Source organism: Mycolicibacterium obuense (assembly GCF_055397605.1).
The window spans coordinates 644,674-661,653 of record NZ_AP043663.1 but is presented as its reverse complement, the minus strand read 5'-3'; the positions used below and the strand labels follow the sequence as shown (position 1 = coordinate 661,653).

Sequence of the window (16,980 nt, the reverse complement as noted above, 5' to 3'; positions counted from 1 at the left end):
AGTGGTCATCAACCGGGGCGTTCGCCCCGTTTCCACCCATACTAGGAGCACCCGTCATGACCGCATGGAGCACCGCCGACATCCCCGACCAGTCCGGCCGCGTCGCCGTCATCACCGGCGCCAACACCGGCCTCGGGTTCGAGACCGCCAAGGCACTGGCGGACAAGGGCGCCACCGTCGTCATCGCAGTCCGCAACATCGACAAGGGCAAGCAGGCCGCCGCTCGCATCGGGGGGACCGTTGAGGTCCAGGAGCTGGACCTGACCTCGCTGGCGTCCATCCGCGACGCCGCCGATGCCCTCAAGAGGCGGTTCGACCGCATCGACCTGCTGATCAACAACGCAGGCGTGATGACGACGCCCAAGGGCACCACGAAGGACAATTTCGAGCTGCAGTTCGGCACCAACCACCTCGGGCACTTCGCGCTCACCGGGCTGCTGCTCCCCACCATCGTCGACGTGCCCGGCTCCCGGGTGGTCACGGTCAGCAGCAACGGCCACAAGATGGGCGGCGCGATCCACTGGGACGACCTGCAGTGGGAGCGCAGCTACAGCCGGATGGGCGCCTACACGCAGTCCAAGCTGGCCAACCTGATGTTCACCTACGAGCTGGAGCGCCGGCTGGCCCCGCGCGGCAAGACGATCGCCGTCGCGGCCCACCCCGGCACCGCCACCACCGAGCTGGCCCGCAGTCTGCCCCGTCCCATCGAACGGGCCTTCCTCGCCGCGGCCCCGGTGCTGTTCGCGCAGAAGCCCGACGGCGGTGCCCTGCCGTCGCTGCGGGCCGCCACCGACCCCGGCGTCCTCGGCGGTCAGTACTACGGGCCCGACGGCATCGGTCAGCAGCGCGGCAATCCCGTCGTCGTCGCCTCCAACGCGGTGTCCTACGACGTGGCCCAGCAGCAGCGGCTGTGGACGGTCTCCGAAGAACTCACCGGAGTCACCTTCCAGGTCTAGCGTGGCGCTCATGTCGCTGGTCGTGCCCCCGTATCCGCCACCCCGCTACACCGCCGACGAGCCCGAGGTCAGCGCGTGGCTCAAGCGGGGTGACGCGGCGCCGGACTACGACGCGTTCGGGCTGGTGCAGTACCACTACCTGGCCGGCCAGGGCGACACCGGCGGCGACTACGGCCTGTACCGGGTGCAGATCGCGCCGCGCGGCGGAGGTCCCGGCCCGCACTACCACCGCGGGATGAGCGAGGCGTTCTACATCCTGTCCGGCACCGTGTCGCTGTACAACGGCAGCGAGTGGACCGACGGCGGGGCGGGAGACTTCCTCTACGTCCCGCCGGGCGGCATCCACGGGTTCGGCAACCGGGCCGACGAACCCGCGACGATGCTGATGCTGTTCGCCCCCGGCGCGCCGCGGGAGCACTACTTCGAGGGGTTGGCCCAGCTCGGCGAGCTGACCGAGGACGAACGTCGCGTGTGGTTCGCCGAGAACGACAACCACTTCGTGGAGTAGGCCCCAGACACGCCGGGCCCTGACACGCCGTCTCGGATGCGATCGCGGAAGCGCTTGCCATAGACTGCGATTCGGTCGAAAGGAGTCGTGGGTGCGGGCTGATGCAGCGCCCAGCACCCCCACGCTTCGCGGTTGGCAGCGACGGGCGCTGGTCAAATACCTGTCTGCGCAGCCGCGCGATTTCCTCGCCGTCGCCACGCCCGGTTCCGGAAAGACGACGTTCGCGCTGCGCATCGTCGCCGAGCTGCTGGCCCAGCGCACCGTCGAGGCGGTCACGATCGTGGTGCCGACCGAGCACCTGAAGGTCCAGTGGGCCCAGGCCGCGGCCCGTCAGGGCATCGCGCTTGATCCGAAGTTCTCCAACTCCAACTCCCAGACGTCGTCGGAGTACCACGGTGTCGTCGTCACCTACGCCCAGGTGGCCAGCCACCCGTCGCGGCACCGGGTGCGCACCGAGAACCGCAAGACACTCGTCGTGTTCGACGAGATCCACCACGGCGGTGACGCCAAGAGCTGGGGCGACGCGATCCGGGAGGCCTTCGACGACGCCACCCGGCGCCTCTCGCTGACAGGGACGCCGTTCCGCAGCGACGACAGCGCGATCCCGTTCGTCACTTACGAGACCGGACCGGACGGTTTCCAGAGGTCAAAGGCCGACCACACCTACGGCTACTCCGACGCCCTCGCCGACGGCGTGGTGCGGCCGGTGATGTTCATGGCCTACTCCGGGGAGGCCCGGTGGCGCGACAGCGCCGGCGAGGAACACGCGGCCCGGCTCGGCGAGCCGTTGACCGCCGAGCAGACGGCGCGGGCGTGGAAGACCGCACTCAACCCGGCCGGTCAGTGGATGCCCGCGGTGATCGCTGCCGCCGACACCCGGCTGCGCGGCCTGCGCCAGCACGTGCCCGACGCCGGCGGCATGATCATCGCCTCCGACCAGACCGCCGCCCGTGCCTATGCCGATCTGCTGCTGACGATCACCGGCGAGGCACCCACCGTGGTGCTCTCCGACGACAAGGGCGCCTCGGATCGCATCTCCCAGTACTCCGCGGACACGTCGCGGTGGCTGGTGGCGGTGCGCATGGTGTCCGAGGGTGTCGACGTGCCGCGCCTGGCGGTCGGCGTGTACGCGACGAGCGCGTCGACGCCGCTGTTCTTCGCCCAGGCGATCGGGCGCTTCGTGCGGTCGCGCCGGCCCGGTGAGACGGCGAGCATCTTCTTACCGTCGGTGCCGAACCTGCTGATGCTCGCCAGTGAGATGGAAGCCCAGCGCAATCACGTGCTGGGCAAGCCGCACCGCGAGACCGAAGACGATCCGCTCGACGCCGAGCTGGCCGAGCAGAAGCGCGACGAGCCCGACGACGGCGAGGGCAAGATCGAATACCTCGGCGCCGACGCCGAATTGGACCAGGTGATCTTCGACGGTGCCTCGTTCGGGACCGCGACGCCTGCGGGCAGCGACGAGGAAGCCGACTACCTCGGCATCCCCGGGCTGCTCGATGCGAACTCGATGCGCGACCTGCTGCGTCGACGCCAGGACGAGCAGCTGCAGAAGCGCACCGAATCGGGTGCCGTGGTGCCGACGACGACGCACGGTCAGCTGCGCGAGTTGCGCCGCGAGCTCAACACGCTGGTCTCGCTGGCGCACCACCGAACCGGCCGGCCGCACGGCTGGATCCACAACGAGCTGCGGCGCCGCTGCGGGGGCCCGCCGGTCGCCGCGGCCACCCGGGATCAGCTGAAGGAGCGCATCGAGGCGATCCGCGTCCTGCAGCGGGAGTTAACGGCCTGAGGCCAGGGTCGACAGATTCTGCAGCGAGCCCTCCAGGTAGCTGGTCGGGAACGGCGGGAACGTGATGTGCTCGCGCAGCTGCGCCGGCACGCGCGACCAGTCGTAGGTCAGGCGCACCCGGGTCTGCCCGGGCCCGACCGGTTCGAGGTCGTAACGCCATGTCCACCCGCCGAATTCGAGCTCACCATCGGCGCCGGCTTGCCCGGGCTCCCAGGCGACCGTCCGGTCGGCTTCGAACGCGATGACCTTGTTGGCCATGTCGTAGTACCCGTCGGGATGGTTGTCGTGGTACATCCGGATCCGGAAGATCTGCCCCTTTCCGGTCACCGGACCGGGGTCCAGAGATTCGCGCAGCCAGCCGGTCCCGTCTATCGCGGGGTGGTTGGCGGGGTCGGCCAATACCGCGAACACCGCGGCGAGCTCAGCGTGGACGTCGATGGTGAGGATCAGTGTGTCGGTCATGAGGATGAGACCCCGCGACCGCGCGAAAGTCATCGCTTCAGAGATCGAGCAATGTCGGCAGGTCGGCCACCGAATCGATGACGTGGTTGGGCTGCATCGCGAATTCGTCTGCGGCCCAACGGTCCAACGTGTCCTGTCGGAACTTGCCGGTGCGCACCAGCACGCCCGTCATACCCACCACCTGCGCGGCGAGCACGTCGTTGTTGAGGTCGTCGCCGACCATGTACATCTCGTCGGGGTCGACGCCGAGCCGGCCCGCGGCGGACAGGAAGCCCTCGGGCGCCGGCTTGCCCACCGCGGTCGCTTTGCGCCCGGACGTCTCCTCCATGCCGATCAGGTACATGCCGGTGTCGACGCGCAACCCGTCGGTGGTGGTCCACGCGGTGCTGCGGTGCATCGCGACCACCGGCACGCCCTGGGCCATCCAGTCGTAGACCCACGACAGCGTCTCGTGCGTGTATTCGGGTCCCGCCCCACCGAGCAGCACCACGTCCGGCGCCTCCGGGGCCTGCGGGCCGGTGAAATCGGTCGAGTAGACGAGGTCGATGCCCGGCATGTCCTCACCGATCTGCCCGCTGTTGACCAGGAAGCAGCGCGCGTCGGGATAGCGGTCGCGGACGTAGTCAGCGGTCAGCGCCGCGGCCGTGATCACCTCGTCGGCGCGCACCGCCATGCCCGCGTCGGTCAGCAGCTCGGCGATCTGGGCCCGCGTCCGCGTGGTGGTGTTGGTCAGATACGCGCACGCCACCTGGTGCTCGTTGAGCGTGCGCAGCGTCTCGGCCGCACCGGGGATCGGTTGCCACGAGGTGACCAGCACGCCGTCGATGTCGAACAGCACTCCACCGATCGCCATGGTGCGACAGTAAACGGCCGCCGGATGTGCGCAACCCGTAGGCCCTGCGTGCCGGTTCACACTAGGGTTCGACGCAATGACAACCCAGTCGGCGGACGCGATCGTCATCGGTCACGGTCTGGCCGGGTTGGTGGCGGCGGCCGAGATCGCCGAGGCCGGGCGGTCGGTCATCCTGTGCGATCAACAGGGCCCGGCCGACGAGGGCGGTCAGGCCTTCTGGTCCTACGGCGGATTGTTCATGGTCGACACCCCTGAGCAGCGCCGCCTGGGCGTCAAGGACTCCCCCGATCTGGCGTTGCGCGACTGGTGGAGTTCGGCCGAGTTCACCGACGGTCCAGAAGACCTGTGGGCCCGCCGCTGGGCGGCCCGCTATGTCGAGTTCGCCGCCGGCGAGAAGCGCCGTTGGCTGCGCGGGCTCGGCTGGCGCGCCTATCCCCTGCCGGTGTGGCCGGAGCGCGGCGGGCACGGCGCGCTCGGCTCGGGCAACAGCGTGCCGCGGTTCCACATCACCTGGGGTACCGGGCCGGGGCTCGTCGAGATCTTCGCCGCCCGGGTGCGGTCGGCCGTCGCCGCCGGCCGCATTCGGCGGCTCCACCGGCATCGGGTCGAGGAGATCCTGCTCGACGGCGGCGCGGTGTCCGGGGTGCGGGGGACGCGCCTGGCCGCCTCGGCAGGCCCGCGCGGCGCCGCATCGACGCCAGATGCCGTCGGCGAGTTCGTCCTGCACGCGCCTGCGGTGCTCCTGGCCACCGGCGGTGTCGGCGGCAACCCGCACCGGGTCCGTGAATTGTTCACGCGCAGTTTCGGTTCCGAGCCGACGGACATGCTGTGCGGCAATCCCGCCTACGTCGACGGCCACATGCTCGACACCGCCCGGCGGGCGGGGGCGGCGGTCGCCAACGAGGACCGGTTGTGGTTCTACCCCGACGGGGTGCGCAACATCGACCCCGTCTGGGCCGATCACGGGATCCATGTCACCGCAGGCCCGTCCGCGCTGTGGCTCGACGGCGCAGGGGTGCGCTTCCCGCCGCCGCTGTACCCGAACTTCGACACCGTGGGCGCGGTCCGGCACGTCGTCGCCTCCGGATTCGGCCACTCATGGCTGATCATGAACAGCGAGATCTTCCGCAAGGAATTCGGGATGTCGGGTCAGGAACTCAACCCGGCAGTCACCGGCAGACACCCGTGGCTGGCCGCCAAAGGTACTGTGCGACCCTCCATCTCGCCTCTGTGGCAACGATTCCTCGACGAGGGCGAAGATTTCGTCACCGCGTCGTCGGTTGCCGAGCTGGTCGACGGGATGAACGCCGTGCCCGGCGTCGCACCGGTCGACCCGCAGGTTGTGGCCCGCGAGATCCGTGCCCGTGATGCGCAGGCGGTCAACGCCTACAGCAAGGACCCGCAGTTCGCGGCGATCCGCAACGCGCGCCGCTACCTGCCCGATCGGTTCCGCATCGCCGTGCCTTCACCCATCGACGATCCGCGGCACCGGCCGCTGATCGCGGTCCGGTTGCGCATCACCACACGCAAGACGCTGGGCGGCTTGCTCACCGATACCGATGCGCGCGTGCTGCGCGAGGACGGCACACCGATCGCCGGCCTGTTCGCCGCGGGTGAGGCCGCCGGGTTCGGCGGCGGAGGCGTGCACGGACAGCGTTCTCTGGAAGGCACTTTCGTCGGCGGCTGCCTGTTCACCGGGCGAGTTGCGGGCCGCACCATCGGCCGCGGGTAACAGAGGGGAACGGGGAAGTCATGAGCACACACCAACGGATCGGCGAGTTCCTGCTGCGCAGGCTGCGCGACATCGGCACTACGCACGTCTTCGGCGTGCCAGGGGACTACAACCTGTCGTTCCTCGAACAGATCGAAGCCGATCCCGACCTCTCCTGGGTCGGCACCTGCAACGAACTCAATGCCGCCTATGCCGCGGACGGGCATGCCCGCGGCGGCCGGCCCGGCGTTCTGCTCACCACCTACGGGGTCGGCTGCCTCAGCGCACTCAACGGCGTCGCGGGCGCCTACTGCGAGCACATTCCGCTGATCCACCTGTCGGGGTCCCCGCCGCTGCACGCCACCCGCGACGGTCTGCGGCTCCATCACAGCCTGCTCGACGGCGGATACCGCAACGTGCACCGGGCCTTCGCCGAATTCACCGCTTACACCGAGACCATCACACCGCACACCGCGGTCGAGGTCATCGACCATGCGCTGCTGACCGCGCTCCGCACCCGCCGGCCCGTGCGTCTCGAACTCCCGTCGGATCTCAGCCACGTCGAGATCACCGTTCCGACAACCTCTTTGGACCCGGAATCCCCGGATGGTTCGACGGCGTCCGATGAGGCGGCAGCCGTGCTGAGCGAGGCACTCGCCGAGGCGCGCACGCCACTGCTCGTGATCGACCTGCCCGCGGTCCGCCGGGGACTCATGCCCGCCATCGAGGCGTTCTGCGCCGCGCACGGCGTGCCGTACACCTGCACCGTCCCCGCGGCGCACACCGCCGACCCGGACGCTTCGCGGTACCTCGGGCTGCTGCCCGGCTCCGAGCGGGCGCAGCAGGCATTCCGCGACGCCGACCTGCTGATCAGCTGTGACCTGACCGAAACAGACGTCACCACAGCAGGTTTCACGCTGGACTACCGCAGTCGGCCGCACGTACGATTGAGCGCCGACGCCGTCGCGAGCGGCACGCAGGTGTTCTACGGCACCGACACGGCCGACGTCCTGGCGGCGGTGTCGGGCCGCACGCCGGCTCCCGCACCCCCCGCGCCGAACACCGCACCACCGGCCGCCCCGTCCCCCGACGAGTCCCTGACGCAACGCAGCTTCTTCGACGCGTTGGCTGGATTCCTCAGGCCCGACGACGTCCTGGTCGCCGAGACCGGCACCTCCGGTCAGAACACCTCCGGGCTGCGGCTGCCCCACGGGCTGCGATACGTGAACCAGACCAGCTGGGGGTCGATCGGCTACGCGCTACCCGCGCTGCTCGGGGCGGCACTGGCCGCTCCGCAGCGGCGGCACGTGCTGTGCGTCGGTGACGGCTCGTTCCAGGTGACCGCGCAGGAACTGTCGACGATCCTGCGCCTGGGCCTGACGCCGATCATCGTGCTGCTCGACAACGGCGGCTACACCATCGAGCGCGCGATCATGGGTGTCCGCAGTCCCTACAACGACGTCGCCGCATGGCGCTACACCGAACTGCCGCGGGCGTTCGGGGCCGACGAGGACACGGTGCTCCTGCGCTCCTGCCGGACCGGGGCCGAGCTGTCGGCCGCGTTCGACGCCGCCGCGGCCTCGCAGCGCTTCACGCTGATCCAGGTTCACCTCGACCCCTTGGACATGACCCCGGCGACGGCGGGGGTGGGCGAGATGACGCGGGTGTTCGACTACGGCGTGAGGGCACCAGCCAACCCCCTAGGGTGATGCCATGAGCGCGAAATGGACCGCATCCGACGTCCCCGACCAGTCCGGCCGCGTCGCCGTCGTCACCGGCGCGAACTCGGGCATCGGCTACGAAGCCGCCCTCGTCCTCGCCGGCCGCGGCGCCCGGGTGGTGCTCGCCGTGCGTGACCTGGCCAAAGGCAACCAGGCCGCCGACCGAATCCGCCAGGCGCACGCCGGTGCTCAGGTCGAGGTCCAGGAGCTGGATCTGACCTCACTGGCCAGCGTGCGCGCCGCCGCCGAGGCGCTGCGCACGGCCCACCCGACGATCGATCTGCTCCTCGACAACGCCGGGGTGATGTATCCGCCCAAGCAGGTCACCGCCGACGGCTTCGAGCTGCAGTTCGGCACCAACCACCTCGGGCACTTCGCGCTCACCGGGCTGCTGCTCGACCATCTGCTCTCCGTCGAGGGATCCCGGGTCGTGGTGGTCGCGAGCATCGCCCACAACATCCAGGCCGACATCCACTTCGACGATCTGCAGTGGGAGCACAGCTACAACCGGGTCGCGGCGTACGGCCAGTCCAAGCTCGCGAACCTGATGTTCACCTACGAGCTGCAGCGCCGGCTCGCCGCCGCCGGCGCGAAGACCATCGCCGTGGCCGCCCACCCGGGCATCTCGAACACCGAGCTGATGCGCCATGTCCCGGGCTCGGGCCTCCCCGGCTTCTCGGCGCTGGCTGGCCTGGTGACCAACAGCCCGGCCGTGGGTGCGCTGGCCACGCTGCGCGCGGCCACCGATCCACAGGTGCGCGGGGGCCAGTACTACGGGCCGTCCGGTTTCCGCGAGCTCGTCGGGCACCCGGTGCTCGTGCAGTCCACTCGCAAGTCACACGACGTCGCGATCCAGCAGCGGCTGTGGGCAGTGTCCGAGGAGCTCACAGGCGTGAGCTACCCGGTCTGATGCGCAGTGTCGATGAGCACCGCAGGCTGGTCGGATCGCTGATCACCGCGCGGCCGCCCAAGGCGTTGCCGCTGGCCGACGCGTTGGGCCTGGTGCTCGCCGAGGAGGTGGTGGCACCGCTGTCGCTGCCCGGCTTCGACAACTCGGCGATGGACGGATACGCGGTGCTGGCCGCCGACGTCGCGACAGCTTCGGACGCCACCCCGGTACGTCTGCCCGTCGCCGAGGACATTCCCGCCGGCCGCACGGACATCCCGACCCTGCAGCCCGGCACCGCGCACCGCATCATGACCGGTGCGCCGCTGCCCCACGGGGCGACCGCGGTGGTTCCCGTGGAGGCCACCGACGGCGCCACCGACACGGTGACCATCCGCGCCGCGGCCCGCGAGGCCCAGCACATCCGACGCGCGGGCGAGGACGTCACCGCCGGCGCCACGGTCCTGCAGGCCGGTCAGGTGCTGACGCCGGCCGCGCTCGGCCTGGCCGCAGCGCTCGGGCTGCAGACGTTGGTTGTCACGCCGCGCCAGCGGGTGCTGGTCGTCTCGACGGGCACCGAGCTGGTGGCGCCGGGCACCGAGCTGGCCCCGGGGCAGATCTACGAATCCAACGGCGTGATGCTGGCCGCCGCGGTCCGCGACGCCGGCGCCGACGTGGTCGCCTCCCCCACCACCGGTGACGACGTCGACGCCTTCCGGGCGACGCTGCGCGCCCACGCAGGTCAGGCGGACCTGATCCTGACCACAGGTGGCGTCAGCGCCGGCGCCTACGAGGTGGTCAAAGACGCTCTGAGCGGGCCGTCCGGCGGGGTCGAATTCGTCAAGGTCGCGATGCAGCCCGGGATGCCGCAGGGTGCCGGCGCGATCGACGGAACCCCTGCCGTCACGCTGCCGGGCAATCCGGTCAGCGCGCTGGTCTCGTTCGAGGTGTTCGTCCGGCCCGCGTTGCGAACCGCGATGGGGTTGTCGCAGCCGGAGCGGCCGCGGCGCACCGCGATGCTCACCGAAGACCTCACCTCCCCGCGCGGAAAGCGGCAGTTCCGGCGCGGAGTGCTGGACCCGGTGACCGACACGGTCACCAGCTACGGGCCGCCCGCGTCGCATCACCTGCGCTGGCTGGCCTCGGCGAACTGCCTGCTGGAGATCGACGAGGACACCTCCGAGGTGGCGTCGGGAAGTCGCGTGCAGGTGTGGGACCTGCGCTAGGGAGCGTCACCGTACTATTGGCCCCACGATGGCCAGACGCCCCGACCTCAAGACAGGCCCCGCGCGGCTGGCGGCGCTGATCCGCACGTCCGTTCCCCCGATGCATCCCGCAGGCCTGCCGTTCGTCGGCGCCAGCCTGGCCGTGGCATTGGTCGGACGCCGGAACCGCTTCGTCCGTCGCGCCGGACTGACCTCCGCCGCCGCCAACGCCGCCTTTTTCCGGCATCCGCCCCGCACCCCACCGACGCGCCCCGGCGTCGTCGTCGCCCCCGCCGACGGGCTGATTTGCCTGGTCGGCGAGGAGGTTCCGCCGAGCGAACTCGGGCTGCCCGCAGAGCCGTTGCCGCGGATCAGCATCTTCCTGTCGCTGCTGGACGCCCACGTACAGCGCGCGCCCGTCGGCGGCGAGGTGGTGACCGTGCTGCATCGCCCCGGCCTGTTCGTCTCGGCGGAACTGGAAGCCGCCAGCGCGGACAACGAGCGCAACAGCGTGGTGATCCGCACCCCGGAGGGGCAGCAGGTGATCGCCGTGCAGATCGCCGGTCTGCTGGCCCGCCGCATCGTCTGCAACGTCTCCCCAGGTGAACACATCGGCATCGGCGACACCTACGGCCTGATCCGGTACGGCTCGCGGCTGGACACCTACCTGCCCGCCGGGTCCCGGGTGCTGGTTTCGGTGGGCCAGCGCACCCTGGCCGGCGAAACCGTGCTGGCCGAACTGCCGTGAAGCCACGCAAGCCGCGGCTGAAAGCGCCGGTGGTCAGCGCCAAGATCCTGCCCAGCGCGATGACGGTCGCCGCGATCTGCCTGGGCCTGAGTGCGGTGAAGTTCGCGCTCGACGATCGGCCCACCGAGGCGATGGCGTTCCTGGCCATCGCCGCGATCCTGGACGCCCTCGACGGACGCACCGCGCGAGCCCTGAACGCCACGTCGCGGATGGGCGAGGAGATCGACTCCCTGGCCGACGCGGTGAATTTCGGTGTGGCACCTGCCTTCATCGTCTACGGCACGCTGTTGTCGCATTCGCGGGTGGGCTGGATCGTGGTGCTGCTGTACGCGGTGTGCATCGTGCTGCGGTTGGCCCGGTTCAACGCGATGCTGGACCTCGACCAGCCGGACTACGAGAAGAAGTTCTTCGTCGGCATGCCCGCCCCGGCCGGCGCGATCGTCGCGATTGCGCCGCTGGCAGCGAAGATGCAGTTCGGCGACGGGTGGTGGACATCCGAACCGGCAGTGGTGATCTGGATGATCGTGGTGTCGCTGCTGGTGGTCAGCACGCTGCCGATGCGCAAGATCCACACGTTCTCCGTACCCCCGAACGCGGTCGCACCGCTGCTGGCACTCCTCGCCATCGGAGTCGCCGCGTCGATCCTGTACGGCTACGTCGTGATTCTGCTGATCGTCATCGGCTACCTCTTGCACATCCCGTTCGCGATGCGGACCCGGCGCTTCTTGGCCGCTCACCCTGAGGTGTGGGACGACAAGCCGCGGCAGCAGCGGGCCGCGCGGCGGGCGATCCGGCGGGCGCAGCCGCACCGTCGCTCGATGATGCGGCTGGGCCTGCGCCGACCACCCCGGAGCTGACATGGCCCAGCTGACGCTGACCGCGCGGTTGAACACCTCGGCGCTGGACTCTCGCCGCGGCGTGGTCCGGCTGCATCCGGAAGCGATTGCCGCGCTGGGCATTCGTGAGTGGGATGCGGTGTCGTTGACGGGATCGCGCACCACCGCCGCGGTGGTCGGCACCGCGCCCGACGGCGTCCCTGCCGGCACCGCGCTCCTCGACGACGTCACGCTGAGCAATGCCGGACTGCGGGAGGACACCCCGGTGCTCGTCGCGGCCGCCACCGTGTACGGGGCCCGGTCGGTGACGCTGACCGGGTCCAACCTGGCGAGCCGCTCGATCACCCCGGCCACGCTGCGACAGGCGCTGCTGGGCAAGGTGATGACGGTCGGCGACACCGTGTCGCTGCTGCCGCGCGACCTGGGACCGGGCACCTCGACCTCGGCGGCGACGGCTGCGTTGGCGGCGTCCGTCGGCATCGTGTGGACCTCGGAGTTGTTGACTGTCACCGAGGTCGATCCCGCGGGACCGGTGAGCGTGCAACCGAATTCGCTGGTCTGCTGGGGCTCCCCCAGCGGCACCACGCAGAACGGGTCGGTGCCCACGCCGGCGACGGAGACGCGGTCGGTGTCGGCCGCGCCCACCTCGAGTATCGATGACCTCAAGGGCGCCCACACGCAGGCCGGTCGGCTGGCCGAATGGCTCAAGCTAGCCCTGGATCAGCCCGAGTTACTGCACACCCTCGGCGCCACCGCGAATCTCGGTGTTCTCGTCTCCGGGCCCGCCGGCGTCGGCAAGGCCCGGTTGGTCAGGACGGTGTGCAGCGGCCGGCGCCTGATCGAACTCGACGGACCCGAGGTGGGCTCACTGCGTGCCGAGGATCGGCTGACCACCGTCGCCTCGGCAGTCCGCTCGGTGCGCGACGGCGGCGGCGTACTCCTCATCACCGATGTCGACACATTGCTGCCCGTTCCGCCGGAGCCGGTGGCGACCCTCATCCTCGCCGAATTGCGTTCGGCAGTGGCCACTTCCGGCGTGGCGTTCATCGCGACGTCCGGGGCGCCCGACGCCGTCGATCCACGGCTGCGCGCCCCTGACCTGTGTGACCGCGAGCTGGGCTTGAGCCTGCCCGACGCGGGCGTGCGCGAACAGTTGCTCGAGGTCCTGCTGCGCGACGTCCCGGCAACCGACCTCGATCTGAAGGAGATCGCCGAGCGCACACCGGGTTTCGTGGTCGCCGATCTGGCTGCGCTGGTGCGCGAGGCTGCGTTGCGCGCGGCGGCGCGGGCCAGTGACAGCGATGCCTCACCCGAGTTGCGGCAGGAGGATCTCGTCGGGGCGCTGGGCGTCATCCGACCACTGTCCCGGTCAGCCGCCGAGGAGATCTCGGTCGGCTCGGTCACGCTCGACGACGTCGGCGACATGGTGGCCACCAAGCAGGCGCTCACCGAAGCGGTGCTGTGGCCGCTGCAGCATCCCGACACGTTCGCCCGGCTCGGGGTCGAGCCGCCGCGCGGCGTGCTGCTGTACGGGCCGCCCGGCTGCGGCAAGACGTATGTGGTTCGCGCGCTGGCGAGTTCGGGACGGCTGAGTGTGCACGCGGTCAAAGGCGCTGAGTTGATGGACAAGTGGGTCGGCTCCTCGGAGAAAGCGGTCCGCGAATTGTTCCGCCGGGCACGGGATTCCGCGCCATCGCTGGTGTTCCTCGACGAGATCGACGCGATGGCGCCGCGGCGCGGGCAGAGCTTCGACTCCGGGGTGACCGATCGCGTGGTGGCCGCGCTGCTCACCGAGCTGGACGGGATCGAGCCGCTGCGCGACGTCGTGGTGCTGGGTGCGACGAACCGACCGGATCTGATCGACCCGGCGCTGCTGCGGCCCGGCAGGTTGGAGAAGCTGGTGTTCGTCGAGCCGCCCGACGCGGAGGCGCGGGCGCAGATTCTTCGCACGGCGGGCAAGTCGGTGCCGCTGGCCACAGACGGTGCGGACGCGGTCGACCTCGATGCGCTCGCCGCCGAGCTCGACGGGTACAGCGCGGCGGACTGTGTGGCGCTGCTGCGCGAGGCGGCGCTCACCGCGATGCGCCGGTCCATCGACGCCGCGGACGTGACCGCTGCCGACGTGGCTGCGGCCCGCGAGGCGGTGCGACCGTCGCTGGACGCGGCGCAGGTGGCGTCGCTGCGGGCCTTCGCAGACGCACGCTGAACTGGGTCGATAACTCCCTCTTGCCTTTGCCATGCCAGAGGCTTACCGTTTTCTGTGAGGCAGCTCACAGGACGAGGGGGGTCCCATCATGAGTGTTGTTCAGAGAATGAGCCTGGTGTCGGCGGCCGCGGTGGTGGGAGCCACCGTACTGGTAGCGCCGGCAGCGCCGGTCGAACGAGCCGTACCGGTGCGTTCGGCTCCCGCCGTCCAGCTGGCCGCCGTCACCGACCAGATCGACGACGCCTTCATCGATCTCACCGTCTTGATCCGCCGCGGCGCGACACCCGTCCTGAACAGCCTCGGCTACCTCGGCAAACAGCTCTACATCGGCCTGAACCTGATCGAAAGTGTTTCTGCCAGTGCGGTGTTCAACGGGACCGATGTGTTGCGAGGCGAGGGACTGCTCCGCAACGTCGGCGACTTCGCCTTCGACGTCGCCCTGTCTGGTTTGTTCGTCGTCATCGATGAGCTCTCGCTGAGCGGAAACACCGAGGCGATTGCGATCGATCGCCCGCCCCTGGACAGACCAGCCCGCTGGGAAGACGCCGATTCACCCCGGAAGGGCTTCCCGCTGACGGTGCCGGACCGCGACCCGCCCGAAGTGACCAGCGCCGACGACGACACAACGGTGCCGAACCGCGACTCCGTCGCCACACAGTGGCAGGCGAAGAAGGCTGAGCGCGCCGAGAAGAGGGCTGACATGCGCGCCGAAAACGCCGAGAAGCGCGAGCAACGCCGGGAGGCCCGCGAGGCACGCAAGGCGGAGAGGACCGAGAGAGCCGCAACGGCGAGCAGCACCGACAGCGAGTGATCTACCCCGGCTCGCCGTACTCGTCGAACCAGTACGCCAGCTTCCCGCGACGGCTGACCGCACGCAGTCGCCGCTCCGCCTCGTCCCGCGTCGCCGTCGTCGTCACGATCATCACCTCGTCGCCGATCTGCAGCCGGGTGAGCGGTTCCGGCACGAACGCGCGGCCGCCGCGGATGATCAACGTGATCACGCTCGGATCAGGCAGCCGCAACTCGAGAACCGTGACGTTGTGCAACCGCGATCCCGGCGCGACCGTCATCGTCATCAGCTCGGCGCCCAGCACGTCCAGCGGTGCGGCGTCGACCTGGATCTCGCGGGTGGTGTCGCGCGGAATCAGGTCGAGCCACTCGGCGACCCGCCGCAGGCTCGGCCCCTGCACCAGGGTGAACACCACGACGAGGATGAACACGATGTTGAGCAGCCGTCCGCTGTCGGGCACCCCCGCCACGATCGGATACGTCGCGAGCACGATGGGCACGGCACCGCGCAGCCCGGCGTAGGACAGGAACGCCTGCTCGCGCCAGGCCACCCGGAAACCGATCAGCGACACGATGACCGACACCGGGCGGGCCAGCACCAGAAGCACCAGGCCGATCACGATCGCGGGCACCAGCTCGTCGAGCAACTCGGCGGGCGAGACCAGCAGACCGAGGATCACGAACAGCCCGATCTGCGCCAGCCAGCCCGACCCCTCGGCGAAGGAGCGGGTGGCCGAGCGGTGTGGCAGACCGGAATTGGCGAGCACCACGCTGGCGAGATAGGCGGCCAGGAACCCGCTCGCGTGCGCCGAGCCGGCGGCCGCGAACGCCAACATGCCCAGCCCGAACGTCGCCAACGGGTAGAGACCGGCCGCGGGCAGTGCGGTGCGGCGCAACGCCATCGCGCCGAAGAACCCGCACCCGAGCCCGATCGCGGCGCCGATCCCCAGTTCGTAGATCAGGGTTCCGGCCACGGTGACGGGCTCGAGCACCAGCGGGGTGACGCTGAACAGCAGCACCAGGATCACCGCGGGCGCGTCGTTGAATCCGGACTCGGCTTCCAGCAGGCCGCCGAGACGGCGCGGCAGCGGGACGACCCGCAGCACCGAGAACACCGCCGCGGCGTCGGTGCTCGACACGATCGCCCCGAGCAGCAGCGCCAGCTGCCAGGACATGCCGAGCAGGAGATGCGCCGCCAGGGCGGTGATCAGCGTGCTGACCAGAACGCCGACCGTCGCGAGCACGCTGGCGGGCGCCAGCACCTTGCGGATGTCGGCGAATCGCGTGGTCAGACCGCCCTCGACGAGGATCACGCCCAGCGCCGCGGTGCCCAGATCCTGGGCCAGCTGAGCGTTGTCGAAGGCCAGACCGAGGCCGTCCTCGCCGACCAGCACGCCGACGCCGAGGAACAGCAGCAGGCTCGGTAAGCCGGCTCCGGTGGCCAGTCTGGTGGCGGCGATGCTCGCCAGCAGCACCAGGCCCCCGATGAACAGCGCCACGTACAGCTCGTGCAGTGTCACTGTTTCCTCGCTGCAGGCACTTGTGTCGCAGTCAGTAAATCAGCACAGTCGTGTCCATGCGGATCGCGATCGCCGGGGCGGGTGCAGTGGGCCGCTCGGTGGCCCAGGAACTGGTCGACTACGGCCACAAGGTGTTGCTCATCGAAAAGGAGTTCCACCGGTACGAACCGGCCACGGTGCCGGGTGCGGAGTGGTTCCTGGCCGACGCGTGCGAGGTGTCCTCCCTCGAGGAGGCCGAGATGCACATCTGCGATGTCGCGATCGCCGCGACCGGCGACGACAAGGCGAACCTCGCGATGGCCCTGCTCGCGAAGAGCGAATTCGGCATTCCGCGCGTGGTGGCCCGCATCAACGACGCCCGCAACGAGTGGTTGTTCACCGACGGGTGGGGCATCGACGTGGCGGTGTCGACGCCGGTGGCGATGGTCGCGGCCGTCGAGGGCGCGATCGACGTCGGCCACATCGTGCGGTTGATGGCGCTGGGCCGCGGTCCCCGGGAACTGCGGGGGGAGGGCAGCGCGAACGTCGCGTCGTTCACGCTGCCGGCGGGCAGCCCGCTGGTCGGGCGGCGGGTCGGCGATCTGGCGATGCCGCGGGACAGTGCTCTGGTGACGGTGCTGCGGGGGAACCGGCTGATCGTTCCGGAGGCCGCGGACGTGTTGCGCGACGGCGACGAGATCCTGTTCGTGTGCGGGCCGGACGGCGAGGATCGCATCGAGGTGATGGTCACCGGACGCTGAGCGGGCCGCAGAGCGCCGACACGAGCGCGTGACGTGCGCCCCGTAGA

At 70.2% G+C, this 16,980-nt stretch carries 15 protein-coding genes; 12 read left to right on the top strand and 3 right to left on the bottom strand.

What is annotated here, in order from left to right:
- The first annotated feature begins 56 nt into the window (after nucleotides 1–56).
- From ACZ50N_RS03095 to ACZ50N_RS03085, 3 genes are all read left to right on the top strand, one after another.
- A complete protein-coding gene (locus ACZ50N_RS03095; protein WP_464474604.1) occupies nucleotides 57–956 on the top strand; it encodes an SDR family NAD(P)-dependent oxidoreductase in 900 nt (299 codons plus the stop codon).
- A gap of 10 nt (nucleotides 957–966) precedes the next feature.
- Complete coding sequence (locus ACZ50N_RS03090) at nucleotides 967–1,464, top strand: cupin domain-containing protein (protein ID WP_464474603.1); 498 nt, start codon at nucleotides 967–969, stop codon at nucleotides 1,462–1,464.
- Nucleotides 1,465–1,555: 91 nt separating this feature from the next.
- Entirely contained in the window at nucleotides 1,556–3,256 is a 1,701-nt protein-coding gene (locus ACZ50N_RS03085; RefSeq protein WP_464474602.1) for a DEAD/DEAH box helicase, read from the top strand.
- Here the strand turns inward: ACZ50N_RS03085 and ACZ50N_RS03080 are convergent.
- The gene (locus ACZ50N_RS03080) at nucleotides 3,245–3,718 is read right to left on the bottom strand and encodes an SRPBCC family protein (RefSeq protein WP_464474601.1); all 474 of its coding nucleotides are present in this window, start codon (nucleotides 3,716–3,718) and stop codon (nucleotides 3,245–3,247) included. The genes ACZ50N_RS03085 and ACZ50N_RS03080 overlap by 12 nt on opposite strands.
- Nucleotides 3,719–3,755: 37 nt before the next feature.
- Nucleotides 3,756–4,571, bottom strand: coding sequence for an HAD-IIA family hydrolase (locus tag ACZ50N_RS03075; RefSeq protein ID WP_048423431.1), 816 nt, complete (start codon nucleotides 4,569–4,571; stop codon nucleotides 3,756–3,758).
- Nucleotides 4,572–4,647: 76 nt separating this feature from the next.
- Here ACZ50N_RS03075 and ACZ50N_RS03070 point away from each other — a divergent pair, with 76 nt between their 5' ends.
- The 8 genes from ACZ50N_RS03070 (at nucleotide 4,648) to ACZ50N_RS03035 (ending at nucleotide 14,695) form a co-directional block, all read left to right on the top strand.
- Nucleotides 4,648–6,303 (top strand): FAD-binding dehydrogenase, encoded by a 1,656-nt coding sequence (locus ACZ50N_RS03070; protein WP_464474600.1) that lies wholly within the window; start codon nucleotides 4,648–4,650, stop codon nucleotides 6,301–6,303.
- 20 nt (nucleotides 6,304–6,323) lie between these two features.
- Complete coding sequence (locus tag ACZ50N_RS03065; protein WP_464474599.1) at nucleotides 6,324–7,991, top strand: alpha-keto acid decarboxylase family protein; 1,668 nt, start codon at nucleotides 6,324–6,326, stop codon at nucleotides 7,989–7,991.
- A 4-nt stretch (nucleotides 7,992–7,995) separates the two neighbouring features.
- A complete protein-coding gene (locus ACZ50N_RS03060) occupies nucleotides 7,996–8,913 on the top strand; it encodes an SDR family NAD(P)-dependent oxidoreductase (protein ID WP_046364802.1) in 918 nt (305 codons plus the stop codon).
- Entirely contained in the window at nucleotides 8,913–10,115 is a 1,203-nt protein-coding gene (gene moeA / locus ACZ50N_RS03055) for a molybdopterin molybdotransferase MoeA (RefSeq protein WP_464474598.1), read from the top strand. The genes ACZ50N_RS03060 and moeA overlap by 1 nt, the downstream gene beginning before the upstream one ends.
- A gap of 28 nt (nucleotides 10,116–10,143) precedes the next feature.
- A complete protein-coding gene (locus ACZ50N_RS03050) occupies nucleotides 10,144–10,842 on the top strand; it encodes a phosphatidylserine decarboxylase (protein ID WP_133413008.1) in 699 nt (232 codons plus the stop codon).
- A complete protein-coding gene (gene pssA, locus ACZ50N_RS03045) occupies nucleotides 10,839–11,699 on the top strand; it encodes a CDP-diacylglycerol--serine O-phosphatidyltransferase (protein ID WP_111512338.1) in 861 nt (286 codons plus the stop codon). The genes ACZ50N_RS03050 and pssA overlap by 4 nt, the downstream gene beginning before the upstream one ends.
- 1 nt (nucleotide 11,700) lies before the next feature.
- The gene (locus ACZ50N_RS03040) at nucleotides 11,701–13,884 is read left to right on the top strand and encodes an AAA family ATPase (RefSeq protein ID WP_464469663.1); all 2,184 of its coding nucleotides are present in this window, start codon (nucleotides 11,701–11,703) and stop codon (nucleotides 13,882–13,884) included.
- Between the two features lie 88 nt (nucleotides 13,885–13,972).
- On the top strand, nucleotides 13,973–14,695 hold the full coding sequence (locus ACZ50N_RS03035; RefSeq protein WP_131722012.1) for a hypothetical protein: 723 nt from the start codon (nucleotides 13,973–13,975) through the stop codon (nucleotides 14,693–14,695).
- Between the two features lies 1 nt (nucleotide 14,696).
- Here the strand turns inward: ACZ50N_RS03035 and ACZ50N_RS03030 are convergent, their stop codons facing one another.
- Entirely contained in the window at nucleotides 14,697–16,193 is a 1,497-nt protein-coding gene (locus tag ACZ50N_RS03030) for a potassium/proton antiporter (RefSeq protein WP_464474597.1), read from the bottom strand.
- 56 nt (nucleotides 16,194–16,249) lie between these two features.
- On the opposite strand from ACZ50N_RS03030, the gene ACZ50N_RS03025 reads away from it, so the two are divergent.
- Nucleotides 16,250–16,933 carry a potassium channel family protein gene (locus tag ACZ50N_RS03025; RefSeq protein ID WP_046364797.1) on the top strand — a complete coding sequence of 228 codons (684 nt, stop codon included), beginning with the start codon at nucleotides 16,250–16,252 and terminating at the stop codon, nucleotides 16,931–16,933.
- The last annotated feature ends 47 nt before the right edge of the window (nucleotides 16,934–16,980 follow it).